We start from the raw sequence: 26,937 nt of genomic DNA, 5'->3' as shown, positions 1-26,937 counted from the left end.
CCCCTGAGAGCAGGGCTCTTTGTCCATCGTGCCACGTGCTCCGGGGAGCCCGTCCGGATCCACTGCGCCGGAGCGTGACCGGCGCCACGTTCCGGGGCCTTACGATGGCGCGGTGCTGGTCAAGTGGATTCGCTGCACCGTGGTCGATCGCCGCGGTTTCGAACGCGGGCAGCGAAAGTGGGCGGGGCTTCTGGGGGAGCCGGGATTCCGGGGACAGGGCGGAGGATGGAGTGTGGGGCGGTCCGGCGTCGCGCACATCTTCGCCTTCTGGGAGAGCCGGGCCTTCTACGACTCGTTCATGGCCCGGTCCCATGACCGGCTCGCCGCCGCGCAGTCGGGCACCTTCAAGGACTCCCAGGCCAAACTGTTCGACTACCGCTTCGACGTCAAGACCGGTTTCGAGCCGCGCTTCACGGACTCCGATGTGGTCCGGGTCGCGCACTGCCGTGTCCACGAGAACCGGGCCGAGCACTTCGCGCTGATGCAGGAGAAGGTCTGGAACCCCGCGATGGCCGGTTCGCCCGGCATGGTGCGGGGCATGTTCGGCGAGGCGCCCGGCAGCGAGTTCCTGGTCCTGTCCATGTGGCGGTCGGCCGCCGAACACGGCAAGTACCGTGCCGAGCGTGTGGAGAGGCTGGCGCTGCGTGCCCAGATCGAGGCCGACATAGCCGCCCTCGCGGGCGACATCGTGCAGCTGGAACCCGGCTGGAACGTCTGACGGCACACTCCGCCGAGGGGTCCTGATGCGCGGGAACGGTGTGACCTGCGCCGTATGCGGCCCGTACGACTGCTCGAACAGGGCCGACACGATCTAGGGTCTTGGCATGGCACGACCACGGCGCATCGTCCTTGTCCGGCACGGCGAGTCGGTGGGCAATGCCGATGACACCGTGTACGAACGCGAGCCCGACCACGCTCTGGCGCTCACCGAGACGGGGTGGCAGCAGGCGGAGGACACCGGTAAACGGCTGCGTGAGACCTTCGGTGGGGAGCGCGTAAGCGTTTACGTCTCCCCGTACCGCCGCACCCACGAGACGCTCCGCGCCTTCCACCTGGACCCCGGGCTCGTCCGGGTCCGCGAGGAGCCGCGACTGCGCGAGCAGGACTGGGGCAACTGGCAGGACCGTGACGACGTACGTCTCCAGAAGGCCTGTCGCGACGCGTACGGGCACTTCTTCTACCGCTTCGCGCAAGGCGAGTCCGGTGCCGATGTGTACGACCGGGTCGGCGGCTTCCTGGAGAGCCTGTACCGGAGCTTCGAGGCCCCGGACCACCCGCCGAACGTGCTCCTGGTGACCCATGGCCTGGCCATGCGGTTGTTCTGCATGCGCTGGTTTCACTGGACGGTCGCGGAGTTCGAATCGCTCTCCAACCCGGGGAACGGAGAGATGAGGATGCTCGTTCTGGGGGAGGACGGCCGATACACCATCGACCGCCCCTTCGAGCGGTGGCGTGATCCGGAATCGTACGGAGCCACCGGATAGAGTGGCAGGGCGATGATCGCTGACTCCTCTCCCGACGGGCGCTTCGAGCGCGCCCTCGCCAGCCTGCGCGGACTCGCGGTGGGGGACGCGCTGGGCTCGCAGTTCTTCGTACCCGCGAACTACCCGCTGCTGAAGCGCCGAGAGCTGCCGCCCCAACCTTGGCAGTGGACCGACGATGCCGAGATGGCCTGCTCCGTGGTCGCGGTTCTGGCCACACACCACCGCATCGACCAGGACGAACTGGCGCGCTCCTTCGCCGACCACCACGATTTCGACCGGGGCTACGGCCCGGCGGTCAATCGGCTGCTGCGGCTGATCCGCGAGGGCGGCGACTGGCGCGAACTGTCCTCGGCCCTCTTCAAGGGACAGGGTTCCTGGGGCAACGGCGCCGCGATGCGGATCGCCCCGCTGGGCGCCTGGTACGCCGACGACCCGGAGCAGGCGACCCACCAGGCGGAGATCTCCGCCTATCCCACGCACCAGCACCGTGAGGCCGTGGTCGGTGCCATGGCCGTCGCCGCGGCCGCCGCGCTGGCCGCCGACCCGGCGGGTCCGCCGAGCGCCGAGGCCCTGCTCGACGGTGTCATCGCGCTCGTACCGCGCAGCGCCGTGGGCGCAGGGCTGCGGCGCGCCCGGGACATGCTCGACTACGGGGACGCGGCGACCGTGGCCGCGGTCCTGGGCTGCGGACGGCGTACGTCGGCTCACGACACCGTTCCCTTCGCCCTCTGGTCGGCCGCCCGCGCTCTGGGTGACTACGAGGAGGGCTTCTGGGTCACCGCCCAGGTCGGCGGTGACGTGGACACGACCTGCTCCATCGTGGGCGGCGTGGTCGCCTCCGGGAAGGCGGGAGCACCCCCCGGAGCGTGGCTGGAAGCCACGGAGGCGCTGCCGGGATGGTTGCCGGGACTCGGGTCCGGCCGCACGGCCGACGACGCGTAGCGCGCACGGCAGAGGTGTTCCCGGGCCGCTGAGCCGTGGGCGGCGGCACGCGGGCGCGGTCTCGGGAGCGGTCTTGGGCCGGCTTCAGGGATTCCTCGGGAGCCTCGGAGTCCCTGGGAGGCCTCGGGGCAGTCACGACGGTCCGCCCTCGCGAGGGGCGGGTGCGGGGCTGTGTCACAGGCTTGCTACAGCCCCCCGGCCCCGTCGTGAGCCGCGGTGCCCGTGGATAACCTGTGCGCCACGCCGCCCGTTGATCATGGCGGGCGTGTGCCGACGAGACACCGGTCGGCGGCCTCCGCGCCGCAGTGGCGCGTTGCGGGCTGCCCGGTGACCGGCTGGGAGGGGATCCCTTGTCCGACATACCGTCCACGCCAGAGCCCGGAGACGAGGCGGCGGCGCAGCGGAAGAGCCCGGGGGTGAGCAAGGAGGTTCCGGAAGCCGGGGAGCGATTTCCGGAGGTGCCGTCGCAGGACGATTCCACGGATCCGCCCGCACCGGGATCCACGAGGCGGTCCGGCACCGAATCCGACGCCATGGCAAAGGCCGAACCGGGGGGCGGGAAAGAGCCCGGGGCGACGGGAGCGGTCGGGGACGCGGCAGAGCCGGAGGGCCGGGAAGAGCCCGGAGGCCGACCCGGGCAGGACGTGGACGAGGAACCCGCGGGGCAGCCCGCCGGAGGGGCAGCCGGAGACGAAGAGCCCGGGGCGCGCGGCGCCGGAGGGACCGTCGGGGACGAAGGAGCCGAAGTGGCTGCCGCCCGGACCGTCGGCGCAGGTGCCAAGCCGCGGGCCGAGGCGGCGGCAGGCGCCGGTGGAGGCGTGCAGCCCCTGACGCAGGCCGCTCGGTCGCCGCGCGGAAGCGCCGGCGGGACGCGCCCGTCGGCCGCCGCCGGTCCCTGGTCGGCCGCTCTTCAGTTCACGTCGCCCGCCCCGGTGCGTACGCCCACGCTGTGGGCCGTGCTCGCGACCGGAGTGCTGAGCATGCAGCTCCTCGACGGCGGTCTCGCGATCAACCTCCTGCTGGTCGCGATCCCCGCCGCCTTCGCCGCGTACTTCTCGGGCCGGGCCGCGGGACGCTCCACGCGCGCGTGGAGCCTGGTCTGGGGCATCGGCGGCATCGGCCTGCTGATCGTGCCGGCTCTGCGGGACGCGGACTGGCCGTCGTTCCTCGCCGTCGTGACGGCGATCGGGCTCGGTTCGCTCGCGCTGAACGGCGGACGCACCTGGCCCGCGGTTCTGCTGGGCCCCATCGGTGTGTTCAACTCCTTGGTCACTGGCCCCGCCTGGGGCTGGCGCGGGCTGCGGGGACGAATCGGCGGTGCCCGTCGCGGCGTGGGCGTCGGGCTGCGCGCGTTCGTGGTGAGCGCGGTCCTGCTGCTCGTCTTCGGGGCACTGTTCGCCGGGGCCGACGCCGCCTTCGCCAACCTGCTCAGTGACCTGGTGCCGGACACCTCTGTCGCCGGTGGACCCTGGCGCGTGGTGCTTCTGCTGTTCGGTCTGGTCGGAGCGCTGGCCGTGGCCCACACGGCGGCCGCGCCGGTGCGGTGGGACCGGGTCGTGGTGCCCGCTGGACGCCCTCGTAACCGCGTCGAGTGGGCCCTGCCGCTGATCGTGCTCACCGCGCTCTTCGCGGCCTTCAACGCCGTCCAGCTCGCCGTCCTGTTCGGCGGTTACGACGCCGTACTGAAGAAGACCGACCAGACGTACGCCGAGTACGCGCGTCAGGGCTTCTGGCAGCTGCTGGTCGTCACGCTGCTGACCCTGCTCGTCGTGGTGTTCGCGCTGCGCTGGGCGCCCCGGGACGACGCGAGCGACCGCAAGCTGGTGCGGGCTGTGCTGGGAACTCTCTGCGCCCTGGCGCTCGTTGTCGTGGCGTCCGCCGTGCGACGTATGGACATGTATGTGGAGGCTTATGGACTGACACGGCTGAGGGTGTCGGTGCTGGCCGGGGAGCTGTGGCTGGGCCTGGTCATCGTGCTCATCATGGCGGCCGGTGTGTGGGGGGCCCGCTGGCTGCCCCGCGCCGTCGCGGCCAGTGCGGCGGCCGGTGTGCTCGCCTTCGGGCTGATGTCGCCCGACAGCCTGATCGCCGAGCGTAACGTCCAGCGGTACGAGGACACGGGCAAGTTCGACCTCCTGTACGCCGGTGACCTGTCGGCCGACGCCGTACCCGCCCTCGACAAGCTCAAGGAGCCGATGCGTTCCTGCGTGCTGAAATCGATCGCCGACGAACTCGGCAGGGACGACGCGCCCTGGTACGCGACCAGTTGGGGCGAGGCCCGAGCCCGGGACATCCTCCGCGAGCGCCCACCGGCCGCGTCCACCGACTGGAGCGTGTGCAGCCGGTTGGTGGACCCCCTCACGTACCGCTGAGCGGCTTCCCGGCGGCGGTTCCGTGGGCGACGGGTCCGGCCCGCGCGGCATGTTCCTTGAGCGGGGGCCGGGTCCGCGCCTCCGTCTGCGGCGGCATGCTGGTGAGTCGGTGAGTCGGTGAGTCGGTGAGTCGGTGAGTCGGTGAGTCGGTGAGTCGGTGAGTCGGTGAGTCGGTGAGTCGGTGAGCCGTGAGCCGTGAGCCGTGAGCCACGAGCCACGAGCCACGAGCCACGAGCCACGAGCCGTGAGTTGGTGAGCTGGGGGGCGGTGAGCCGGGGCCCGTGTGCCATGTGCCTTTGCGCCGCCCCGCGTTCCGGATCTGCTGCGCGGCCCGGCCCCGCCCCGGCTGCGTGTCGCGGACGGTCGGACCGTGGTCGCCGCGGTCTGTCCGAGTACGGCGACCGTCCGGCCGTCCGCGGGTCCGTCCTCAGCCCGCCGCGGGTCCCGCCGTGCCGGCGAGAGCGTCCAGGTCGCTCTTGCGGACCCTGATCACCAGTGTCGCGGTGATCAGGGCCAGCAGGGCCATCGCCGCCGCCGGCACGAAGGCGGTCGAGATGCCATGGGCGAGCACTTCATGGCCCCAGGGGGCGGGTAGCTGGTGGGTCTTGGCGAACTCCGCCTTCTGCCCGGCCGAGCCGTCCGCCAGGAACTTCGGCATCTGCTGCTTCGCCTCGTCGCGGCCGGCCGAACCGAAGACCGTGGTGAGGATGGACAGACCGAGCGAACCGCCCACCTGCTGTGTGACATTGAGCAGACCCGAGGCCGCGCCCGCCTCTTGCTGCGCGACACCGGAAACCGCGGTCACGGTGAGCGTCACGAAGTTCAGGCCCATGCCGAAGCCGAACAGCAGCATCGGGCCGAGGACCCCGCTCGCGTACGAGTCGTCGGGGCTGATGAAGGTCAGCCAGCCGAGCCCGAGTGCGACGAGCGCAGAGCCGGTGACCATGAACGGCTTGGGGCCGAGCACCGGCAGGAACCGCTGTGAAAGACCCGCGCCGACCGCGATCGCGACCGTCACCGGAAGGAAGGCCACACCGGCCGAGATCGGGCTGTACCCCAGCACGTTCTGTACGAAGAGCACGATGTAGAAGAACATGCCGAACATCGCGGCGGCGAGGCTCAGCATGATCACATACGTGCCCGAGCGATTGCGGTCGGCGAACATCCTCAGCGGGGTGATGGGCTCCCTCGCCCGCGTCTCGATGATCCCGAAGGCCAGCAGCAGGGCCACGGCCGCGCCGAACGACCCGATCGTGAGACTGTCGCGCCAGCCGTCCTCCGCGGCGCGGATGAAGCCGTACACCAAGGACGCCATGCCGGCCGTCGAGGTGAGCGCGCCCGCGATGTCGAAACGTCCGGGGTGGCGCCGGGACTCGTTGATGTACATCGGTGCGAGGACAGCGATCAGGATGCCGATGGGCACGTTGACGAAAAGGACCCACCGCCAGTCGAGCCATTCCGTGAGCATGCCTCCGGCGAGCAGGCCGATGGCGCCACCACCGGCCGATACCGTCGCGAAGACGGCGAACGCCCGGTTCCGCTCCGGACCTTCGGGGAACGTGGTCGTGATCAGGGCCAGCGCCGTCGGCGAAGCGATCGCGCCACCGACTCCCTGCAGAGCGCGGGCCGCCAGCAACTGCCAGGGTTCCTGGGCGAGTCCGCCGAGCAGTGAGGCGAAGGTGAACAGCAGAATGCCGGTCATGAAGACCCGGCGCCGGCCGAGGATGTCGCCGGCCCGTGCGCCGAGAAGCAGCAGGCCGCCGAAGGTGAGGGTGTACGAACTGACCACCCATGTCAGCTCGGTCGTACTGAAGGCGAGGGCGTCTTGAATGTGCGGGAGCGCGATGTTCACAATCGTCGCGTCGAGGACCACCATGAGTTGGCAGGCCGCGATGACGGTGAGCGCGATGCCGGGATGCCCTTCCCGGCGGGCCGCACCTGGCTGGGTGTCCTGAATCAACTGAGAGGTTGTCACTATGCTTCCCCCACAAGTGCATTAGTGAACGCCAGCGTTCACTGTCGCGTCAACGGTAGTGAGTCCCCGTCAGTGAACGCAAGCGTTCACTGAAGCCGCTGCCCGACGGTGTCGATCCGATCGCCCGCCCTCCTCACGGAAGACCGAACTCCCCGAATTCCGCTCCCCTGTACGACGGAGACACTCTGATGGTTACTTCGCGTTGGACGGCCGCCCCCGCTCAGGCGCCCTCATCGCGCCGGCGCGGTGCCGTGCTCGAGCGCGCGATCCTGGAAGCCGCGCTGGAACAGCTCGGCGCGGTCGGCTGGAACGGCCTCACCATGGAGGGCGTGGCCGCGCGCGCCCGGACCGGCAAGGCCGCGGTCTACCGTCGCTGGCCGTCCAGGGAGGACCTGGTCGCGGACGCGCTCCAGGCCGGACTGCCGGACCTGACGGAGGCTCCCGACCTCGGCGGCGTCCGGGAGGATCTGCTGGAGGTGTGCCGACGTGTGCGCGAGGCGATGTTCTCGCCGCCGGGAATCGCGCTTCGCGCAGTGCTTCACGAATGCGATGTGACACAGGCTGAGCGTTTCAGTCAGGTGATCGTCGGCGGGGTCGTCGAACCCACCCTGCGCCTGCTCCGTGAGGTCGTCCATCGCGGTATTGAGCGGGGAGAGGTGCGCCCGGACGCCGTGAACTCTTATGTCTTCGACGCCGTCCCGGCGATGATGATGTACCGCTCCAAGGTGTGCGCGAGTGAATGGAGCGATACGGATCTCCAGGAGATGATCGACCAGATGATGGTCCCGCTGCTGGGTGTGCGGGTCGGCTGACCGGTGCGCGCGGGTCGCCCGACCCGGCTGTGCGGGTGGGCCGACCGGCTCCGGGGCCGGCTTCCCGGCGGCTCGGGGAACCTGGGTGTCGCGAGGGGTTCCGGGCGGCGTAGTCTTGGCTTGCCATGCCGTACGAACCCCCCACTCACACCGTCGAGCGCTCCCTCCGCGCCACGACCGGAGCGAAGGTCATCGCCGGAGTCGACGAGGTGGGGCGCGGTGCCTGGGCCGGCCCCGTCACCGTCTGCGCCGCCGTCACCGGACTGCGCCGCCCGCCCGAAGGTCTCACCGACTCCAAGCTCCTGACCGTCAAGCGCCGGACCGCGCTCGCCGTGGAGTTGGAGAAATGGGTGACGGCGTACGCCCTCGGGCACGCCTCCCCGGAGGAGATCGACCAGCTGGGAATGACGGCCGCCCTGCGCCTCGCGGCCGTACGCGCCCTGGAGGTCTTGCCGGTCCGCCCCGACGCGGTCATTCTCGACGGGAAGCACGACTACCTCGGCGCTCCCTGGCGGGTCCGTACGGTGATCAAGGGTGACCAGTCCTGTGTCGCCGTCGCGGCGGCCTCGGTGATAGCCAAGGTTCAGCGCGACAAAATGATGGCCGAACTGGGCATCGAACATGCAGACTTCGGCTTTGCGGCCAACGCCGGGTACCCGTCGCCGGTCCACAAAGCCGCGCTGGAGGAGCGGGGACCCACCCCGTACCACCGGTTGTCGTGGGCGTATCTTGATGCGCTGCCCAAATGGCGGCACCTCAAGAAAGCCCGCAGCTGGGCGGACGGAAACGTTCCGGAGATCGAGGGCCAGCTCGGCTTCGATTTCTGACGATTCCGTTCACACTCATGTGCCACCCGCCGAGGCGAGTCGCACCGGCGTTTGATAGATATCAGCTCATGCCTCTCATTCCCGAGGAGCCTCAGATTCACGAGAGTGCCCAGGGTCCCCGCGTCACTCCGGCCAGTGGCCGTACCGCGCCGACCCCTCGCCCCGTACCCGGTCCCCGTCCCGTGGCTCCGCCGCGTCCCGGCCGTCCGGGTCCTGTCCGGCCGATGCCGGCCCAACGCACCCCGCGCGAGCCGGTCGTGGCCACGCCGGGGCCGTCCGTCAAGGCGGCCGCACCCGCTGCCGCCACCCCACAGATCCAGCTCGTCCCGGCCTCGGCCGAGGGTGCGCTGGACGCCGCCGAAGAAGCCGTCGACCTGCTGCTGGAATCGGGCCGCGCTCCCGGTGAGGTGCTGGTGGTCACCACCGGCGATCCGCACCCGTGGGCCGCGCACGAACTCTCCTTCGGCGAGGCCGCGTACTGGGCGCAGCACGACGCCGGCGACGACGTCTTCTACGCCGACGCCGCTGCCGTGCGCCGGGCCGCTTCCCGTCCCGTGGTCGTGGTCGCGGTCAACAGCGGTTCCGGCGAGGCTGCCGCCACCGCCCTGCCCCTGGCCCTCGGCCGGGCCGGGGCCCTGCTGATCGTCTGCGGCGACCCGCAGCAGATCAACTCGGTCCTGGCCGCAGGCGCCTGAGCGCGTTCCGGATTCGGTCCGGAACGCGCCCGGCGGGACGCTGAGGGTGCCGCCACGGCGGCACCTGCACGGCGGTCGATTCGGCGTACCCGCAACGCGTACACCTCTCCGCAGGCGCTCTGCCCGTCACTCGTTCGTGTGAGGCGATGTGCCGTGTCGCGCGCCCGTGCGCAGCCTGTTGAATTCCCCGTTCCCGGCGGGCGCCACGGGCGGAGGTAGACCTCGATCCGTGTCCGCTTTCCGTGTCCGCCGCCCGGTGTGGCGTGCGCACATCGCCTGGCATCCGTGTAGCGGTCTGGCGCGACCCCTTGCCGGGGGTGGGCGCCGTCCCGTGCTGAGAGCCTGTGCGTTCCTCGCGCCTGAGCCGCGCGGCCGTTCGCGTTCCCGCGCATGACCGGTACAGCCCTGGAGCGGGCCCGGCCGGACGTGTGCGGCCCGCCTCCCCCGGGGCGGGCCGATGCCTCGCGACTCGCTCGCCTCTCAGCGAGCGGCTGCCCGGCGCATGACCTCCGACGCCACGCCTCCCGTGCGCGGCAGGGGCGGCAGAACCTCGCCCGCGAAGAACTCCGGCGGTGAGTCGGAGTTGGGACGGCGTCCGCCGCGGCCCTCGCCGAGGACCTGCCAGCCATCACGCGTCAGGGTGATGTACGCCCCGCACCGCAGTCCGTGGAGCGTGCAGGCATCCCGCAGCCCCCACATCCAGGCCCCGTCCTCCTCCGTCCAGCGCGCGTCGCCGTCCCGGCAGTAGAGCAGTACGGCCGTGCGCGCGGGAGTGCGGCGCCGCAGGTCGTGCGGGATGACCCTGCGCAGCTGCGCGAGCAGCGCGTTGCGGAACATCCAGCCGTCGGCCGGCGCCGAACGCCGTGTGAAGGAGGCGCTCGCCATAAGGCGCTCGTCCTGGTCGAGCACCGCGACGACCGCGGTCGACGGTCTTGGCCGGTGTCGAGCGTGGAGGCCGCTCACGACCTCGCGGGGATCGCGCAGAAGCGGAATTCCTGCCGAGGCCCATTCGGCGGGTTCCAGCATGCGGGTCAGTGGATTGGCGGAAGCGGCGGACAGGTCGGGAGACGTCGACATGGATGCCGCCGAGGACGGAGCGAATCCGAAGGTCACGGTCCTCCCTTCGGCTACTTGCCCATACGGTGGGCGGGGTCGGACTTGGGGGATGGCACGCCGCAGCAGAGCCCTACCGGACCACGGGCGAACCGTGCGGGGAGCGGACCTCAATTCTTCCTGTCGAACTGGGATGCGGCAACGAGCAATTGGGGCCACAGACCGCTTTCAGGCGATTAGTGTCTTATATACCTGCCCGGTGTTTCGAATGGCGACACGCGCATCACGCCTGTACGGCGAGGACCAGCGGCAACACTGCCTGGGCACCCGCTCTGCGAAGCATCCGCGACGCCACCGCCAGCGTCCAGCCCGTCTCCGTGGCGTCGTCCACGAGCAGCACCGGACCAGCCGCTTCCTTCAAGGCCTCGGCCAGCCGCGGCGGCACGGTCAGTGCCCCGTCCAGCGCCTTCAGCCGCTGAGCGCTGTTGCTCCGGGAGATCTGCGCCGCCTCGCCGACGTACTCCACGGATCCCAGCAGCGGCAGTCGGCCGATTTCCGCGATCCGCGCACCGAGCGACTGGATCAGCTGCGGCCGCGAGCGCGAGGCGATGGTCACCACGCCGACCGGGCGCGGCTGCGCGTCGGGATGCCCGGAGGCCCAGCCGCCGGAGCCCTTCGCCCAGTCGGCCAGGACGCCGACCACGGCCTTGGCGACATCTTCCGGAACGGGCCCGTCCGGGGCCTGCGGGGCGAGCATCGGCCGCAGCCTGTTGCCCCAGCCGATGTCCGAGAGTCGTCCCAGGGCACGCCCCGGGGCGGCCTGTTCGCCGGCCGGGATACGTCCCTTCAGCTCGACTCCGACCGCTGACAGCCCGGTCGGCCACATCTTGCGGGGCTCGACGTCGACGCCCGCGCGGCCGAGCTCGCCGTTCGCCGCCTCCAGCGCGGTGACGGACACGGCCGTCCGGAACCGGCCACCGGCGCAGTTGTCGCAACGCCCGCACGGCAAGGCCCCCTCGTCGTCCAGCTGCCGGCGGAGGAACTCCATACGGCAGCCGGCCGTCGAGACGTAGTCCCGCATCGCCTGCTGCTCCGCCGCCCGCTGCTTGGCGACCCAGGCGTAGCGCTCCGTGTCGTACGTCCAGGGCGAGCCGGTTGAGATCCAGCCGCCCTTGACCCGGTGCACGGCTCCATCGACGTCGAGCACCTTCAGCATGGTCTCCAGGCGCGACCTGCGCAGCTCCACCAGCGGTTCCAGCGCCGGCAGGGAGAGCGGGCGCTCGGCCCGGGCCAGCACGTCCAGGGTGCGTCGCACCTGTTCCTCCGGGGGGAAGGCGATGGAGGCGAAGTACTCCCAGATCGCCTGGTCCTCCTTGCCCGGCAGGAGCAGCACCTCCGCGTGCTCCACACCGCGCCCCGCACGTCCCACCTGCTGGTAATAGGCGATCGGGGAGGAAGGGGAGCCCAGGTGCACCACGAAGCCCAGGTCCGGCTTGTCGAAGCCCATGCCCAGCGCCGACGTGGCGATGAGCGCCTTGACGCGATTGGCGAGCAGATCCTCCTCGGCCTGCTGGCGGTCCGCGTTCTCCGTCTTCCCGGTGTACGAGGCCACGGTGTACCCGCTCTGGCGCAGGAACGCGGTGACCTCCTCGGCCGCGGCCACGGTGAGCGTGTAGATGATGCCGGAGCCCGGCAGGTCGTTCAGATGCTCCGCGAGCCAGGCCATCCGGTGCGCGGCGTCCGGCAGCCGCAGCACCCCGAGGCTCAGGCTCTCGCGGTCCAGCGGGCCGCGGAGGACCAGCGCGTCGGTGCTCACTCCGGTGCCCAGTTGCTCGGCGACATCGGCCGTCACGCGCGCGTTGGCCGTCGCGGTGGTGGCCAGCACCGGAGTGGCGGGCGGAAGATCGGCGAGCATCGTGCGCAGGCGGCGGTAGTCCGGCCGGAAATCGTGGCCCCAGTCGGAGATGCAGTGCGCCTCGTCCACGACCAGGAGGCCGGTGGCCGCGGCCAGTTTCGGCAGCACCTGGTCGCGGAAGTCGGGGTTGTTCAGCCTCTCCGGACTCACCAGGAGGACATCGACCTCGCCCGCCGCCACCTCGGCCTGGATGGTCTCCCACTCCTCCGTGTTGGAGGAGTTGATCGTCCGCGCGCGGATCCCGGCTCGGGCCGCCGCCTCCACCTGGTTGCGCATCAGCGCGAGCAGGGGTGAGACGATCACCGTGGGCCCGGCACCCAGCTCGCGCAGCAGTGCGGTGGCGACGAAGTACACCGCGGACTTGCCCCAGCCGGTGCGCTGCACGACCAGCGCTCTGCGCTTGTCGGCCACGAGCGCCTCGATGGCGCGCCACTGGTCCTCACGCAGCCGCGCCTCGCCCGCCCGGGCGCCGACCAGACGGGCCAGGACGGCATCGGCCGCGGCCCGGAGGTCTCCGCGTGCTGCGTCGTGTGCGTTGTCGGTGGCTGTGGGGCGCGGGTCTTCGTTGGTCATGGCTCCATGCAACCCGATGGGTCCGGCATAGCGCGAACGAACCGTCGAGCTGTGGACAACTTCTGTCGTGATCATGGTGACGGTTATCCACAGGTCAAACCGGAATCTTGCGCTCCGCGAGATGGTCGCCGCATGACGAATCACGACGAAGCGACCGGCACGTCCGGCGACGAGAACATCAGCGCGGTCGGTGGACGCGACCGGAACCCGGGGCGCGATCGATCCGGCGGCGAAGGCGATCACAGCCACCGGAGCGGGCCTGGCGCCCGCGCCGACGAACGGGACGGCCGGAGCGGCGGACCGGGCGCGGGATGGGCCGGCCCGGGCGGCAGGCCCGGACGCGAGGGCCGGGACCGATCGGGGCGGCAGGCCGACCCGGAGCTCCCTGGCGGTACGGCCGTTCCCGGCGCGCTGCACCATGGGCACGGCGCGGGCCGGGCCGGCGAAGGCCGCCATGCCGGCGTCGCGAGCCTCCCGGGCGGGGAGCATCAGGTGACTCTCCGTACCCCGGCAGAGCTGGCCGACGCACTGCCCTATCTCCTCGGGTACCGCCCCGACGACAGCATCGTCCTGGTCGCCCTGCACGACCGGGAGCGGCGCGGCAGGTTCGGCGGCCGGGCCCGCCTCGGCATCCCCGCCCACGCGGAGGACTGGCCGTCCGTCTCCGACCAGCTGGCACAAGGGCTGGTGAAGGGGAGCGAGCGCCGAGGCGACCGTCCCGAGAGCATGGTCGCGTACCTCTGTCAGGAGCCGGGCAGCGGTGAATCGGGGCGGGAGGTGATGGAACGCCTGCGGCCACTCGCGCAACTGCTGCGGACGGCCTGTGGACGCCTTGACGTTCCGGTGATCGAGGCTCTCTGCATCTCCGACGGCCGTTTCTGGTCGTACACCTGCCCGGGACAGGGCTGCTGTCCGGCCGAAGGCACGGCGATGGGGCTCCCGGGGACGTCCGTCCTCGCCGCCGCCGCGACGTACGCGGGCCTTCAGGTGCGCGGATCCCTGAAGGACCTGACCGCCAGGCTCCTTCCCTGGGAGTCCACCGCCGCGCTGGGCCAGGAGGTGGCGCTCGACACGGCCAGCATGGCCCTCGTACCGAGGATCCTGGAGGACGACAGCCGTGCGCAGGTGGCCGAGGAGACCCTCGCGCTGGCCCGGCGGATCAGGGACCGCCTCGCAGTCGCTTCCCCCGTGTCCGGCACGCGTCCGTCGGACCTGCGCGACGACGGACTCCTGGAGAACGACGAGGCCGCCACATTGATCCTCGGTCTCCAGGACCGCACGACCCGTGACCGTGCCGCCCAGTGGATGGAGGGCGACGAGGCAGCCCCGGCGCTGCGCCTGTGGCGTGCCCTGGCCCGTCGCTGTGTCGGTCCCTATCGCGAGCACGCCGCGGCACCCCTCACCCTCGCGGGGTGGGTCGCCTGGTCCATGGGCGACGAACTGGAGGCGCGAGAAGCCCTCGCCATGGCCCTCGGCGCCGATCCCGACTATCTGTTCGCCCGCCTTCTCCATCAGGCGTGCAATGAGGGCCTGGATCCGGAATCCGTCCGGCGCTGCCTGCGCGCGGAGCGTACGGGCCTCGGCTCGGCCGAAGCGGAACGGCCGGCCGATCCCGCCGCGCCGGTTCGCGCGGCCGCCCCCGCGCGCTCCGCCCAGGGGGACACCACACCCTCGACGGCTGCCACCCGGCGCCGCCGCAGGCCCCGTCCGGCCGCGAACGGCGGAGGCCGACCGGGCCGACGCGGCCACCGGACCGAGAGTTCCCAAGGACGTGGCCCAGGGCGTGGCTCAGCCGACGACCCCTCGCCGGGCGGCGACCGCCCGCTGCGCGCGGCTGACAGGGCGGCCGGCCGACTGCGCGTGCGAGGTGAGAGCGGTCGGCGAGGTGCGGGGGAGGACAGGTGATCGGCTACGGGTCCGTGGCGAAGACCGGTCGGCCCACCCGACCGAGGCCTGACGGGATTCCCGACGCCCCGAGGGCGAGCGGCGTCCTCGTCTTTCCGGCGCCGACAGGCGGGTCCTCCCAGCGGCCACGGCACCTTCTGCGCGGTCCGTCTCCGCTCGGCGGGTGCTCGTGGGACAGGTCGGCCGCCCCACCGCCATTCGGTCGGCTTCCCGGGGCCAGGCGTGACCCCGGACAGGACTGCCCCGTTCCCCTGAGTGGCGGAATCCGTGGCCGGATTGCGTCGCCCGCAACGCCCGCGACCCTGCGGAGCCCCCACCAGGAGCCGAGAGAGCTCCAGGCGCACCGAGCGCGGAGGAAGCCACCCCATGCCCTTGCCCCATCCGTCCTCGGCCCCGGACGGCATCCGTCCGTCCGGGCGGGAGTCCGCCCAGCCCCTCGGGCGTGGGGGCGCCCCGGCGGTCCCGCGAGCGGGCCGCGAGGCCGGTGCGCCCTCCACCGTGGGAGGGCGCGGCCCCAGCGTTCCCAGGACGTCCCTTCCGGTGCCGGGCCGGCCGGCGGACCTGCCGCCCGCCCACACCACCCTGATCTGCGTCGCTCTTCCAGGACTGGTGATCTCCACGGAGGAGGGACAGCTGACCGGCCGGGGGTTGGAGGGCTTCTACATGGCGGGTCGGCGGATACTGTCCCGCTGCCAGGTCCGGGTCGCGGGCCGGGAACCAGTAGTGATCCAGGCCCGGATGCTCGCGGCAGACCGGGCCCGCTTCGTGGGTACGTTGCGCGCTTCCCCCGACGCCGGCCCGGACCCGGACGTGGTCGTCGAAAGAACGCGCCATGCGGACGGCACCGAGTTGATCACGTTGCGCAGTTCGGCCCCGCGGGCATTGCGCCTGCCCGTCGAGGCCGCCCTCGGGACGGATCTCGCGGAACTGGGCGACGTCGCCTCGGGCCGGGCCGGGCCGGAACTGCCGGCCAGCGTTCACGCCACGGGCCTGCGCTGGTCCTGCCCCAGGGGGTACGTGACGGTCACCGCAGACCCGCCGCCCACCGACGCCCTGGCTTCGGCGGGAATGCTGCGCTGGGACATCGAACTGCCACCGGGCGGCGCCGTCACCTTGGAACTGCGCGTCCGGCCCGACGGCCGGGGGCCGATCAGAGCGGTGGGCCGGGGCTCGGCGAGCCCGTTCGCCGAGCCCCGGGTACTGAGCGACGAGCCAGGGGCCGAAGCGCTCCTGCGTACCTGCGTCGACGACCTTCGGGCCCTGCTGCTGCGCGATCCCCGGCATCCGGCCGACCCGCACCTCGCGGCGGGAGCGCCCTGGCGCTGCGGGCTGGCGCCGGCCGAGGCGCTGGCCGCGGCCCGGATGACCTTGCCGCTCGGTACGCGTCTCGCCGCGGGCACGCTGCGCACCCTCGCCCGCACCCAACTCGCCGGTCCGGGACCGCGCTGCGGACTGATTCCGGGACCGCTCCGGGACAGCGGGCCACACCTGCCGCCGGGATGCACGGCGACCGAGGCGACACTGCTCTTCCCCGTGCTTCTCGCGGAGGCATGGCGCTGGGGACTGGCCGAGCGGGAGGTCGAGGAACTGCTGCCCGTGGCCGAACGGTGTCTGGACTGGCTGCGGACGGCCGTCGGCGACAGCACCTATCTACCCGATCCGCAGCCGGCCGGACCCTTCCGCTGCGAGACGCAGGCGCACGCGCACCGTGCTGCGCTGCTCGGCGCCGATCTGCTCGACGCGCACGGCCGGACGGGCGGCACGGCGCTGCGTCAGTGGGCCAGGGCGCTGCGTACGGCGTTCCGCGACGACTTCTGGGTCGAGGACCCGGCCGGTGGCAGACCGGCCGGAGCGCGCACTCCGGCCGGGCGCCTCGTGCCCCAGCTCGGTTCGAGCGCCGCCCATCTCCTCGACACCGGTCTGCTGGGCTCCGGAGGACTGGCCCCCGGGCTGCTCGACAAGGCGCGGACCGAACAGCTCGCGCGACTGTTCGGCGGTCCGGCCATGGACTCGGGCTGGGGTCTGCGCAGCCTCGGCGCGAAGGAGGCGGCGTACAACCCGTTCGGCCATCGCAGCGGGGCCGTGCGCGTCCAGGAGACGGCCGTCGCTGTCACCGGTCTCGCCTCCGCGGACTGCGAGAAGGAGGCGGGGGCACTGCTGCGCGGCTTTCTGGCAGCGGCCGACTCCTTCGGCAACCGGCTGCCCGAGATGTACGCGGGGGAGCAGCGCACGCGCGGGAGCGCCCCGCTTCCGCATCCGGCCGCCTCCCGGCCTGCGGCCACCTCCGCGGCCGCCGGGGTGTCGCTGCTCACCTCACTGGCGGGGATCCGCCCCGATGTGCCCGCGGGAACCGTGACGCTGCGCCCGTTCCGGGGTGCGCCCCTGGGAGAGATCGCGCTGACAGGCCTGCGGATCTCGGGCGCCCCCTTCTCCGTCCGCGTCAGCAGACTCGGTCTCGCCGTGATCGAGGAGGCCGGCGAGGGCCTGCGGCCGGCAATGTGACGACGCGGGAAGCGTCTCGGACGCAGCACCCTCGGTGGCGGGGTGCCGTACCGGACGGAAGTCGATCAACCATGGACAGGGCTCCCGAAGGAGGTGTTTATCGTCAGGCAGACGACTATGATCGCGGCATGCCCTACGACCCGTCAGCCTTTCCGCCCTTCGCCGTGACCGTGGACCTGGTCGTGCTGACCGTGCGCCGCCATGCCCTGTGCGCGTTGGCGGTACGGCGGGGCGAGCAGCCGTTCCAGGGGCGATGGGCGCTGCCCGGCGGCTTCGTGCGGACGGACGAGGATCTCGCCCAGGCCGCGGCGCGCGAGCTCGCCGAGGAGACGGGCCTGTGCGCCCACGACCCCGCCGTGCCCGCGCAGGACAACGGTGCGCACCTCGAACAGCTCGCGACCTACGGCGACCCCAAGCGCGACCCCCGGATGCGAGTCGTCAGCGTCGCGCATCTCGCCCTCGCCCCCGACCTGCCCGCGCCCCGGGCGGGCGGGGACGCGAACAGCGCACGCTGGGCACCGGTCGAGGAACTGCTGCAGCAGGGCGGGTACGGGCGCGACGGGGAACAGGCGGCGCCCCTGGCCTTCGACCACGCGCAGATCCTCTCGGACGGTGTGGAGCGTGCCCGGTCCAAGATCGAGTATTCGTCGCTGGCGACCGCCTTCTGCCCGACCGAGTTCACGGTGGGCGAGTTGCGCCGTGTCTACGAGGCCGTGTGGGGTGTGGTGCTCGACCCGCGCAACTTCCACCGCAAGGTGACCGGCACGCCGGGCTTCCTGGTGCCCACCGGAGGCACGACCACACGCCAGGGCGGCCGCCCCGCCCAGCTGTTCCGCGCGGGCGGCGCCACGCTGCTCAACCCGCCGATGCTGCGCCCCGAGGTCTGAGGAGGGCGGCAGGCCGGGGTTCTGGGCCCCACAGCCCCGGCCTGCTCGCCAGAGCCACGAGGCCCGTCGGAGACGAGCCGCATGGTGCCCGAAAAATCGGAAATGTCGCGCTATCTTGCTTTGAGTGATCCAGGCCATCGGACTGACCAGCAATACCCGCAAGGCGCGTCCGCCCGCCGTTGACGACGTGTCCTTCGAGGCGCCCGCGGGCCACGTCACAGCGCTCCTCGGAGCCCCGGGCGCGGGCAAGACGACGGCGCTGAAGCTCATGCTCGAACTCCAACAGGGCCGTGGAATCACCTACTTCCGAGGCAGGCCGCTGCACCGGATCGCCCGTCCCTCGCGTGAAGTCGGCGTGCTCATGGGCGAGGTGCCGGGACATCCCGCACGCACGGTTCGCGGCCAGCTCCGCATGCTGTGCGCCGCCGCGGGTGTACCCGTGCGCCGCGCGGACGAGGTCCTCGAAGTGGTCGGGCTCGTCGGCCTCCGCGACGAGCGCCTGGGCACACTCTCCCGCGGCATGGACCGGCGGCTCGGACTGGCCTGCGTGCTTCTGCCCGACCCGCACACCCTCGTGCTCGACGCTCCCGCGGACGGACTGTCCGTCAGGGAGGGCCGCTGGCTGCACGGGGTACTGCGCGCGCACGCCACGCAGGGCGGCACGGTGCTGTTCACCACGGACGACCCCAAGGAGGCCGCGCGAACCGCCGACCGGGTCGTCACGCTGGACCGGGGCCGCCTCGTCGCCGACCAGGAGGCCGCGGAGTTCGCCCGTACCCGGCTCCGGCCCCGGGTCGCCGTCCGCAGTCCGCACGCCGCCCGGCTGGGCTCCCTCCTGGCCAAGGAGGCCCGCACGGCGCAGCGTTCCGTCGAAGTCGTGCGAGAGGAGGGCAACCGGCTCTCGGTGTACGGCAGCACCTGCGCCGACGTCGGCGAAACAGCCTTCCGGCACGGCATTCTCGTACACCAACTCGCCGACGAGACCGGTGACATGGGGCCGGCCGCGACTCCGTCCGCGGAGGTGGGCGAGCAGCCGGCCGACGAGCCGTGTCCCTCCGGGGGGCCGGCCGCGGACGGCCTTCCCGCCCTCCCGCCGCCCATCGCCGTTCGCCAGGCCCGGACCCCGCTGCGCCCCCTGCGCTACGAACTGCGCAGAGCCGCCGGTGTCGGCACCGGCTACTTCACCGCGGCCGCCGTTCTCGTCACCTCGGTCCTCCTGTCCGTCCTCCTGGCCAGAATCGGCCACACGCCCCAGCCGCGGCTGCTGGCCGCATGGCCGCGGGAACTTCCGCTGCCGCCCGCCGCGCTCGGCGCGGGGCTGCTGGGCGCCGTCGCCTTCGGTGAGGAGTTCCGGCACCCCGCCCTGGCCACGGACCGCGGCACCGTCCCGCGTCGGCTGGGCCTGCTGACCGCCAAGCTCCTCGTCGCCTCGGCCACCGCGCTGATGCTGGCGTTCCTCACGGTGGGATGCGACCTCGAAATGCTCTACCTCGTCTACGGGCGGGAGCTCACCGGAGTTCCGTCGGACTGGCTTTCGCTGAGCGCTAGTTGGCTCGGACTCGTGGTGGGCTGCGCGTGGGCGGGCGTGCTGGCGGCCGGCATCTTCCGGTCCACCGCCGCCGGGCTCGCGGCGGTGCTCGCCGTGCCTGTCGTCGTCGTACCGCTCGTACAAAAGGTCTCGCAGGGGCCGTCTGTGCGGTCGGCGGCCGGGTTCCCGGAGCGGCTTCGGGAACTGGTTCTCATGCAGTGGCCGTTCGGTGGGGAGCGCTACCTGGCGGCCGGTGTGCGGGTACTCGCCCAACCTGTGGGCGGAGCGCTGATGTTGTCGCTGACCGCTCTGCTCTGCGCATATCTGCTCACGACCCTGCGGAGCCGGGTCCGATGACGACCGTCCGCACCCTTCCGTTCCCCCTGTGCGCACAACTCCCCGAAGAACGCTCATTTCTTTCCGATAAGGCGTCAATTGCGACGGGGTGAGCGATCACCCTTTCGTGTGCTTTTCACCAAAGACCTCAAGGGAGTTGGAGTCGGCGCCGACAAAAGACCCGTGAGTACCCTTGCGCAGACCATGATGACCGCCGCCCGTTCCTCAGACTCCGGCCTCGCCGGACCGGGCGAACTCGACCGTTACCCCTATACCGACGCTTCCGGTGTCGACCGCGTGGGCCCCCCTGTGTGGGAGAGTGCCGAGCCGGAGCTCGGCCGCGTCGGCCGACGCGCCGCCGGCAGCCGCGGACGCGGACTGCACGGCCAACTCGTCCAGCAGTTGGGCCAGATGATCGTCTCCGGAGACCTCGGCGCGGACCGTCCGCTCGTGCCCGAGGAGATCGGCCAGCGGTTCGAGGTCTCCCGGACCGTCGTCCGTGAGTCGCTCCGCGTCCTGGAGGCCAAGGGGCTGGTCAGCGCCCGCCCGAATGTCGGCACGCGCGTGCGTCCCGTCAGTGACTGGAACCTTCTCGACCCGGACATCATCGAATGGCGGGCCTTCGGACCGCAGCGGGACGACCAGCGGCGCGAGCTGAGTGAGCTCCGCTGGACCATCGAGCCGCTCGCCGCGCGCCTCGCGGCCGGACACGGACGCGAGGAGATCCAGCAGCGGCTCGGCGACATGGTCGAGATCATGGGCCACGCCATGTCGCAGGGTGACTCCCTCACCTTCTCGCGGGCCGACGCCGAGTTCCATTCGCTGCTCATCCAGCTCGCGGGCAACCGGATGCTGGAGCACCTCTCCGGGATCGTGTCGGCAGCTCTCCAGGTCTCCGGAGGTCCGATCACCGGCTGTGACCGGCCGAACGACGCCTCGCTCGGACACCACGCCCGCATCGCCGACGCCCTCGCGGCCGCCGACGGCGCGGCGGCCGAGACGGCCATGCGGCAGCTCCTCGCCGTCCACCCCGAGGTGGAGCGTGTCGTGCCCGCGCCGCGCGAGCACTGATCGCGCACCGAGGGTGACGCGGTCCGGAGTGCGTGCGCGTCCGTGGCGTCGCCAGACCGGCGAACCATCGCTCGTCGGGACCCCATCGAATCCTTCGTGGATTCGATGGGGTCCCGACGGCGCGACCGGGCGGCGGATCATGACCTGACCTGGTCTGACAGGGTCTGCCATCTTTTGAGCGCTTACGGGGTGTGACTCGGGCCACGCAGATTGGGCGTAACGCTCTTCGGGGCAGCGCGATGACCTAAGAGGTGATAGCCGAGGAGGGAATACAGACGCCGCGTGTGGCGCTGTGAATCTTCCCGGCCCCCGCCCGCGCCGTCGGCCCATCCCCAGTCGGCGGTCGTCGGTTCCTGTCCACAATGGACAGGGCCGGAAGCCGTTTTCCAACGTTCCGAGAGGTTGTTCGTGTCGGCCAGCACATCCCGTACGCTCCCGCCGGAGATCGCCGAGTCCGTCTCTGTCATGGCGCTCATCGAGCGGGGAAAGGCTGAGGGGCAGATCGCCGGCGATGACGTGCGTCGGGCCTTCGAAGCTGACCAGATTCCGGCCACTCAGTGGAAGAACGTACTGCGCAGCCTCAACCAGATCCTCGAGGAAGAGGGTGTGACGCTGATGGTCAGTGCCGCGGAGCCCAAGCGCACCCGAAAGAGCGTCGCAGCGAAGAGTCCGGCCAAGCGCACCGCCACCAAGACGGTGGCGGCCAAGACGGTGACTGCCAAGAAGGCCACTGCCACCGCGGCTCCGGCTGCCCTCGCCGACGATTCGGCCGAGGACGCGTCCGCAGGCAAGGCCTCTGTAGCCAAGAAGACGACGGCGAAGAAGGCCGTCGCCAAGAAGACGGTCGCCAAGAAGACGGCGGCCAAGAAGACGAGCGCCAAGAAGGACGACGCCGAGCTCGTCGACGACGAGGCGGTCGAGGAGACCCCGGGCAAGCCCGGCGCCGAGGAGCCCACCGAAGACGGTGCCCAGGGCTTCGTCCTGTCCGACGAGGACGAGGACGACGCGCCCGCGCAGCAGGTCGCCGCCGCCGGTGCCACCGCCGACCCGGTCAAGGACTACCTCAAGCAGATCGGCAAGGTCCCGCTGCTCAACGCCGAGCAGGAGGTCGAGCTCGCCAAGCGCATCGAGGCCGGCCTGTTCGCCGAGGACAAGCTGGCCAACGCCGACAAGCTCGCTCCCAAGCTCAAGCGCGAGCTGGAGATCATCGCCGAGGACGGCCGCCGCGCCAAGAACCACCTCCTGGAGGCCAACCTCCGTCTGGTGGTCTCCCTGGCCAAGCGCTACACCGGTCGCGGCATGCTCTTCCTGGACCTCATCCAGGAGGGCAACCTCGGTCTGATCCGCGCGGTCGAGAAGTTCGACTACACCAAGGGCTACAAGTTCTCGACGTACGCCACCTGGTGGATCCGACAGGCGATCACCCGCGCCATGGCCGACCAGGCCCGCACCATCCGTATCCCGGTGCACATGGTCGAGGTCATCAACAAGCTCGCGCGCGTGCAGCGCCAGATGCTCCAGGACCTGGGCCGTGAGCCCACCCCGGAGGAGCTGGCCAAGGAGCTCGACATGACCCCTGAAAAGGTCATCGAGGTCCAGAAGTACGGTCGTGAGCCCATCTCGCTGCACACCCCGCTGGGCGAGGACGGCGACAGCGAGTTCGGTGACCTCATCGAGGACTCCGAGGCCGTCGTCCCGGCCGACGCGGTCAGCTTCACGCTCCTCCAGGAGCAGCTGCACTCGGTTCTCGACACCCTGTCCGAGCGCGAGGCGGGCGTCGTCTCGATGCGCTTCGGTCTCACCGACGGTCAGCCGAAGACCCTCGACGAGATCGGCAAGGTGTACGGCGTGACCCGCGAGCGGATCCGCCAGATCGAGTCCAAGACGATGTCGAAGCTGCGTCACCCGTCGCGGTCCCAGGTGCTGCGCGACTACCTCGACTAGGCCTCGGCCGCACGTCGACGAGGGCCCGACTCCCCATGGGGGGTCGGGCCCTCGACGTATGCGCGGAGTGCGTGCCTTCGTTCGCTGGATCACTCTGGGTGTTCCACGACCGTCCCAGTGTGAGGAGCGCGCATGCGCCGTCCCTACGTCCCGACGCTGGCCCTTGCGGCCGCCGCAGCGGTGATACCGCTGACCTCCCCTGCCCTCGCGGCCTCCGACAGCGTTGTCATCGGAAGTCGTCCCGTCCAGATCTCCGAGAGTCCGTGGACGGTCGCACTGTCCAGTCGTGACCGGTTCGGGGGAACGCGCGCGGGGCAGTTCTGCGGAGGAGTGGTCATCGGTCCGACCACGGTCCTGACCGCGGCCCACTGCCTGGGCGACGACGTGCTGGGGGCGCCGCCGCGCCAGGCGCGCGATCTGAAGGTCATCGCGGGGCGCGGGGATCTGATGTCCAGCGACGGCAAGGAGATTCCCGTACGCGACATCTGGGTCAACCCGCACTACGACAGTGATACGAACGCCGGGGACTTCGGTGTGCTGACGCTCGCGGAGCCACTGCCGGCCGCCTCCGTGATCCGTATGGCTTCCTCCGGCGACCCGGCGTACGGGCCGGGGAACGCCGCCGTCGTCTACGGCTGGGGTGATCTGACGGGCGGCGGCGACTACGCCGACAGCCTGCGGGCCGCGGATGTGCACGTGCTGTCCGACGCCTCGTGCGAGCGGGCCTATCCCGGCAGCGAGGCCGGGACGTACGAGGCGGCGTCCATGGTGTGCGCCGGGGAGCCGGCGGGCGGCCGTGACGCCTGTCAGGGGGACAGCGGCGGGCCGCTGGTCGCCCGGGGACGCCTCATCGGCCTGGTGTCGTGGGGAAGCGGCTGTGGGCGCGCAGGGAGCCCGGGTGTCTACACGCGGGTCTCGGAAGTGGTCCGAGCGCTCGACGCGGGCCGCTGAGAACTCTTGCCGCTGCGGTACGAGTGCGGGCGGCCACTCCCTGTGTCCAGGGGGCGACCGCCCACTCACCGGCCTGTCGCCGGCACCCGCTCGTCGTTGATGCGAAGGGTCAGCGATCTTCGTCGTTGACGCTCTCGGGAACGGACGTGAGCCGCTCCGTCTCGTCCTGTATCTCAGCGGCGATCTTCTTGAGTTCCGGCTCGAACTTGCGACCGTGGTGGGCGCAGAAGAGCAGTTCTCCGCCGCTCAGGAGGACGACGCGCAGATATGCCTGGGCGCCGCAACGGTCGCAGCGGTCAGCGGCCGTCAGCGGGCTCGCGGGGGTCAGAACAGTAGTCACGTCGCCTCTTCTCTAGCTCGACGAGCTGTCGTACCAGGGTCAACATCCAACCAGGCCGAAAACGTTCCCGCTCGCGGCTTTTCCTCGAAATTTTCTTTCGAGGCGGCTGTCTGCTGCCGGTTGGCGGCGAATGAGCCGTATTGCGTGTCTTCGTGTCTGTACGGGTTCGCGCTGTCTGTCGGGGGTCGGTCCTCCCGGCTGGATTGCCGGTTGTTCATGAGGACGTGCCCGGAGCCTAAATGGTTCATGCCTCGAAGGGAACGTGATATGTACTTCACTCCATCGAGGGATCGAACACCCATACGACCCTGGACTAGTGTGAGTTCATGCGAGGGTGGTGTTACAACGGCTCTACCAGGCCTCGGTACCCTCTGAGCGGCGACCGAAGCCGGGCCCTTACCCAAAAGGGTCTCCCATGAAATTCAGCGAGGAGCGAACCGCGTGACCGCCGAGACGTCCGTGCCGTCCACAGCGCTGCTGACCGGAGCAGACCGGGACGGTTCCAACTACACCGCGCGGCACCTGCTCGTCCTTGAGGGGCTCGAGGCCGTGCGGAAGCGCCCGGGCATGTACATCGGGTCGACCGACAGCCGCGGCCTGATGCACTGCCTCTGGGAGATCATCGACAACTCCGTGGACGAGGCCCTCGGGGGCTACTGCGACCACATCGACGTCATCCTGCACGACGACGCCTCCGTCGAGGTGCGGGACAACGGCCGTGGCATCCCCGTCGACGTGGAGCCCAAGACCGGCCTCTCCGGCGTCGAGGTCGTCATGACCAAACTGCACGCCGGCGGCAAGTTCGGTGGGGGCTCGTACGCGGCGTCCGGCGGTCTGCACGGCGTGGGCGCCTCCGTCGTGAACGCGCTCTCCGCCCGGCTGGACGTCGAGGTGGACCGCAATGGCCAGACCCATGCTGTGAGCTTCCGCCGCGGTACCCCGGGCGCCTTCCGGGCCGACGGCCCCGACGCCGCCTTCGACGCGACGGGCGGGCTGCGCAAGCTCAAGCGGATCCCGAAGACCCGCACCGGTACGCGCGTGCGCTACTGGGCCGACCGCCAGATCTTCCTCAAGGACGCCAAGCTTTCCCTGGAGCACCTCCACCAGCGTGCCCGGCAGACCGCCTTCCTGGTGCCCGGCCTGACCATCGTCGTCCGTGACGAGTACGGACTGGGCGACGGCGGCAGCAAGGGCGAGGAGTCGTTCCGCTTCGACGGCGGAATCAGCGAGTTCTGCGAGTATCTGGCCGCCGACAAGCCGGTCTGTGACGTCCTCCGCTTCTCCGGCCAGGGGACCTTCAAGGAGACCGTGCCCGTCCTCGACGAGCACGGGCAGATGACTCCGACCGAAGTCACCCGTGAACTGGGCGTCGATGTCGCGATGCGCTGGGGCACCGCTTACGACACGACTCTGAAGTCGTTCGTGAACATCATCGCCACGCCCAAGGGCGGCACCCATGTCGCCGGCTTCGAGCAGGCCGTCGCCAAGACGATGAACGAGGTCCTGCGGACCAAGAAGTTGCTTCGGGTCGCCGAGGACGACATCGTCAAGGACGACGCGCTGGAGGGCCTCACGGCCGTCGTCACCGTGCGTCTCGCCGAGCCGCAGTTCGAGGGGCAGACGAAGGAGGTCCTCGGAACCTCGGCCGCCCGCCGCATCGTGACGAACGTGGTGACCAAGGAGCTCAAGGCGTTCCTGACCTCCCCGAAGCGGGACGAGGCCGCGCAGGCCCGTGTCGTCATGGAGAAGGCCGTCGCCGCCGCTCGTACGAGGATCGCCGCCCGTCAGCACAAGGACGCGCAGCGCCGGAAGACGGCTCTGGAGTCCTCCTCGCTGCCCGCCAAGCTCGCCGACTGCCGCAGTGACGACGTCGAGCGCAGTGAGCTGTTCATCGTCGAGGGCGACTCCGCGCTGGGTACGGCGAAGCTGGCCCGGAACTCCGAGTTCCAGGCGCTGCTCCCGATCCGGGGCAAGATCCTCAACGTTCAGAAGGCGTCCGTGACGGACATGCTGAAGAACGCCGAGTGCGGTGCGATCATCCAGGTCATAGGGGCCGGTTCCGGGCGCACCTTCGACATCGACGCGGCGCGCTACGGGAAGATCATTCTTCTCGTCGACGCCGATGTCGACGGCGCGCACATCCGGATTCTGCTGCTGACGCTGTTCCAGCGTTACATGCGGCCGATGGTCGAGGCGGGGCGCGTGTTCGCGGCGGTGCCGCCGCTGCACCGGATCGAGCTCAGTCAGCCCAAGAAGGGGCAGGACAAGTACGTCTACACGTACTCGGACCGTGAGCTGCGGGAGACGGTGCTGGAACTGCAGCGCAAGGGTGTGCGCTACAAGGACTCGATCCAGCGGTACAAGGGTCTCGGTGAGATGGACGCCGATCAGCTGGCCGAGACGACGATGGATCCGCGCGTCAGGACGCTGCGCCGGATCAACATCTCCGACCTGGAGGCGTCCGAGCAGGTGTTCGATCTGCTGATGGGGAACGATGTGGCTCCGCGCAAGGAGTTCATTTCGAGCTCGGCCGCGACGTTGGACCGGTCGCGGATCGACGCGTAGCCGTCCGGGCGTCTTCGGACGCCTGGTTCGTCGTGGGTCGGGGCCGTGCCGGTACATCCGCCCGTCGCCGCTGGATCTGAGGTGAGTTTCCCATGGGAACCGCTCCCGATCCGGACGTGAGCGACGGGCATGCGATGGGCCGGCACGGCCCCTTCGGCATTGGGACCGCTGCGGGTGCGCCGCGGCTTGGGCGCAGTCCCTCCCGCCCGCGCTTCAGCCGCCGGGGGCAGTTCGCTCGGCGTGTGGAGGGGCTCCACCCG

General features: G+C 71.0%; 19 protein-coding genes. 15 read left to right on the top strand and 4 right to left on the bottom strand.

The features are described from left to right. The first annotated feature begins 112 nt into the window (after positions 1-112). The 4 genes from ACFYW8_RS09150 to ACFYW8_RS09135 all read left to right on the top strand — a co-directional run bounded on the left by ACFYW8_RS09150 (position 113) and on the right by ACFYW8_RS09135 (position 4,798). Positions 113-718: a YdbC family protein gene (locus ACFYW8_RS09150; protein WP_389069457.1), complete on the top strand. Its 606-nt coding sequence runs from the start codon at positions 113-115 to the stop codon at positions 716-718. A gap of 106 nt (positions 719-824) precedes the next feature. Continuing rightward, positions 825-1,484, top strand: coding sequence for a phosphoglycerate mutase family protein (locus ACFYW8_RS09145; RefSeq protein ID WP_365869068.1), 660 nt, complete (start codon positions 825-827; stop codon positions 1,482-1,484). Positions 1,485-1,496: 12 nt separating this feature from the next. Next, the gene (locus ACFYW8_RS09140; RefSeq protein WP_365869067.1) at positions 1,497-2,426 is read left to right on the top strand and encodes an ADP-ribosylglycohydrolase family protein; all 930 of its coding nucleotides are present in this window, start codon (positions 1,497-1,499) and stop codon (positions 2,424-2,426) included. A gap of 746 nt (positions 2,427-3,172) precedes the next feature. Next, positions 3,173-4,798, top strand: a complete 1,626-nt coding sequence (locus tag ACFYW8_RS09135) for a DUF4153 domain-containing protein (RefSeq protein ID WP_389069452.1) — start codon at positions 3,173-3,175, stop codon at positions 4,796-4,798. Positions 4,799-5,225: 427 nt separating this feature from the next. On the opposite strand, the gene ACFYW8_RS09130 is transcribed toward ACFYW8_RS09135, so the two are convergent. After that, positions 5,226-6,773 (bottom strand): MFS transporter, encoded by a 1,548-nt coding sequence (locus tag ACFYW8_RS09130; protein WP_365869065.1) that lies wholly within the window; start codon positions 6,771-6,773, stop codon positions 5,226-5,228. Positions 6,774-6,961: 188 nt separating this feature from the next. On the opposite strand from ACFYW8_RS09130, the gene ACFYW8_RS09125 reads away from it, so the two are divergent. From ACFYW8_RS09125 to ACFYW8_RS09115, 3 genes are all read left to right on the top strand, one after another. After that, positions 6,962-7,585 carry a TetR/AcrR family transcriptional regulator gene (locus ACFYW8_RS09125; RefSeq protein ID WP_389069449.1) on the top strand — a complete coding sequence of 208 codons (624 nt, stop codon included), beginning with the start codon at positions 6,962-6,964 and terminating at the stop codon, positions 7,583-7,585. Positions 7,586-7,710: 125 nt separating this feature from the next. Then, on the top strand, positions 7,711-8,412 hold the full coding sequence (locus tag ACFYW8_RS09120) for a ribonuclease HII (protein WP_389069446.1): 702 nt from the start codon (positions 7,711-7,713) through the stop codon (positions 8,410-8,412). A 68-nt stretch (positions 8,413-8,480) separates the two neighbouring features. Continuing rightward, the gene (locus tag ACFYW8_RS09115) at positions 8,481-9,107 is read left to right on the top strand and encodes a hypothetical protein (protein ID WP_389069444.1); all 627 of its coding nucleotides are present in this window, start codon (positions 8,481-8,483) and stop codon (positions 9,105-9,107) included. Between the two features lie 480 nt (positions 9,108-9,587). On the opposite strand, the gene ACFYW8_RS09110 is transcribed toward ACFYW8_RS09115, so the two are convergent. Together ACFYW8_RS09110 and ACFYW8_RS09105 are read right to left on the bottom strand one after the other, a co-directional pair. Beyond that, a complete protein-coding gene (locus tag ACFYW8_RS09110; protein WP_365869061.1) occupies positions 9,588-10,220 on the bottom strand; it encodes a hypothetical protein in 633 nt (210 codons plus the stop codon). A 223-nt stretch (positions 10,221-10,443) separates the two neighbouring features. Then, positions 10,444-12,648 (bottom strand): RecQ family ATP-dependent DNA helicase, encoded by a 2,205-nt coding sequence (locus ACFYW8_RS09105; protein ID WP_389069441.1) that lies wholly within the window; start codon positions 12,646-12,648, stop codon positions 10,444-10,446. 132 nt (positions 12,649-12,780) lie between these two features. Between ACFYW8_RS09105 and ACFYW8_RS09100 the strand changes: the two genes are divergently transcribed. The 7 genes from ACFYW8_RS09100 (at position 12,781) to ACFYW8_RS09070 (ending at position 23,772) form a co-directional block, all read left to right on the top strand. Beyond that, entirely contained in the window at positions 12,781-14,553 is a 1,773-nt protein-coding gene (locus ACFYW8_RS09100) for a DUF4192 domain-containing protein (protein ID WP_389069438.1), read from the top strand. A gap of 366 nt (positions 14,554-14,919) precedes the next feature. Next, a complete protein-coding gene (locus ACFYW8_RS09095) occupies positions 14,920-17,055 on the top strand; it encodes a glycogen debranching N-terminal domain-containing protein (RefSeq protein WP_389069436.1) in 2,136 nt (711 codons plus the stop codon). Between the two features lie 128 nt (positions 17,056-17,183). Next, a complete protein-coding gene (locus ACFYW8_RS09090; RefSeq protein WP_365869057.1) occupies positions 17,184-17,942 on the top strand; it encodes an NUDIX hydrolase in 759 nt (252 codons plus the stop codon). A 124-nt stretch (positions 17,943-18,066) separates the two neighbouring features. Continuing rightward, a complete protein-coding gene (locus ACFYW8_RS09085) occupies positions 18,067-19,827 on the top strand; it encodes an ATP-binding cassette domain-containing protein (RefSeq protein ID WP_389069433.1) in 1,761 nt (586 codons plus the stop codon). Between the two features lie 162 nt (positions 19,828-19,989). Continuing rightward, positions 19,990-20,877: an FCD domain-containing protein gene (locus tag ACFYW8_RS09080; protein WP_355850262.1), complete on the top strand. Its 888-nt coding sequence runs from the start codon at positions 19,990-19,992 to the stop codon at positions 20,875-20,877. Between the two features lie 408 nt (positions 20,878-21,285). Then, positions 21,286-22,821: an RNA polymerase sigma factor gene (locus ACFYW8_RS09075; protein WP_365869054.1), complete on the top strand. Its 1,536-nt coding sequence runs from the start codon at positions 21,286-21,288 to the stop codon at positions 22,819-22,821. 132 nt (positions 22,822-22,953) lie between these two features. Then, positions 22,954-23,772, top strand: coding sequence for a serine protease (locus ACFYW8_RS09070; protein ID WP_365869053.1), 819 nt, complete (start codon positions 22,954-22,956; stop codon positions 23,770-23,772). Positions 23,773-23,881: 109 nt separating this feature from the next. Here ACFYW8_RS09070 and ACFYW8_RS09065 read toward each other — a convergent pair whose 3' ends face one another. Further along, positions 23,882-24,112: a hypothetical protein gene (locus ACFYW8_RS09065; RefSeq protein ID WP_103549626.1), complete on the bottom strand. Its 231-nt coding sequence runs from the start codon at positions 24,110-24,112 to the stop codon at positions 23,882-23,884. A gap of 441 nt (positions 24,113-24,553) precedes the next feature. Here ACFYW8_RS09065 and ACFYW8_RS09060 point away from each other — a divergent pair, with 441 nt between their 5' ends. Then, the gene (locus ACFYW8_RS09060; protein ID WP_389069426.1) at positions 24,554-26,677 is read left to right on the top strand and encodes a type IIA DNA topoisomerase subunit B; all 2,124 of its coding nucleotides are present in this window, start codon (positions 24,554-24,556) and stop codon (positions 26,675-26,677) included. Positions 26,678-26,937 lie beyond the last annotated feature (260 nt).

Source organism: Streptomyces sp. NPDC002742, assembly GCF_042888885.1.
Lineage (GTDB): Bacteria > Actinomycetota > Actinomycetes > Streptomycetales > Streptomycetaceae > Streptomyces.
This window is presented reverse-complemented; position numbering and strand designations above follow the sequence as displayed.

Coding starts and splice junctions, on each gene's coding strand:
- ACFYW8_RS09090 (WP_365869057.1), top strand. CDS start 17,184: ATGCCCTACGACCCGTCAGCCTTTCCGCCCTTCGCCGTGACCGTGGAC.
- ACFYW8_RS09070 (WP_365869053.1), top strand. CDS start 22,954: ATGCGCCGTCCCTACGTCCCGACGCTGGCCCTTGCGGCCGCCGCAGCG.
- ACFYW8_RS09100 (WP_389069438.1), top strand. CDS start 12,781: ATGACGAATCACGACGAAGCGACCGGCACGTCCGGCGACGAGAACATC.
- ACFYW8_RS09145 (WP_365869068.1), top strand. CDS start 825: ATGGCACGACCACGGCGCATCGTCCTTGTCCGGCACGGCGAGTCGGTG.
- ACFYW8_RS09095 (WP_389069436.1), top strand. CDS start 14,920: ATGCCCTTGCCCCATCCGTCCTCGGCCCCGGACGGCATCCGTCCGTCC.
- ACFYW8_RS09140 (WP_365869067.1), top strand. CDS start 1,497: ATGATCGCTGACTCCTCTCCCGACGGGCGCTTCGAGCGCGCCCTCGCC.
- ACFYW8_RS09105 (WP_389069441.1), bottom strand. CDS start 12,648: ATGACCAACGAAGACCCGCGCCCCACAGCCACCGACAACGCACACGAC.
- ACFYW8_RS09115 (WP_389069444.1), top strand. CDS start 8,481: ATGCCTCTCATTCCCGAGGAGCCTCAGATTCACGAGAGTGCCCAGGGT.
- ACFYW8_RS09125 (WP_389069449.1), top strand. CDS start 6,962: ATGGTTACTTCGCGTTGGACGGCCGCCCCCGCTCAGGCGCCCTCATCG.
- ACFYW8_RS09120 (WP_389069446.1), top strand. CDS start 7,711: ATGCCGTACGAACCCCCCACTCACACCGTCGAGCGCTCCCTCCGCGCC.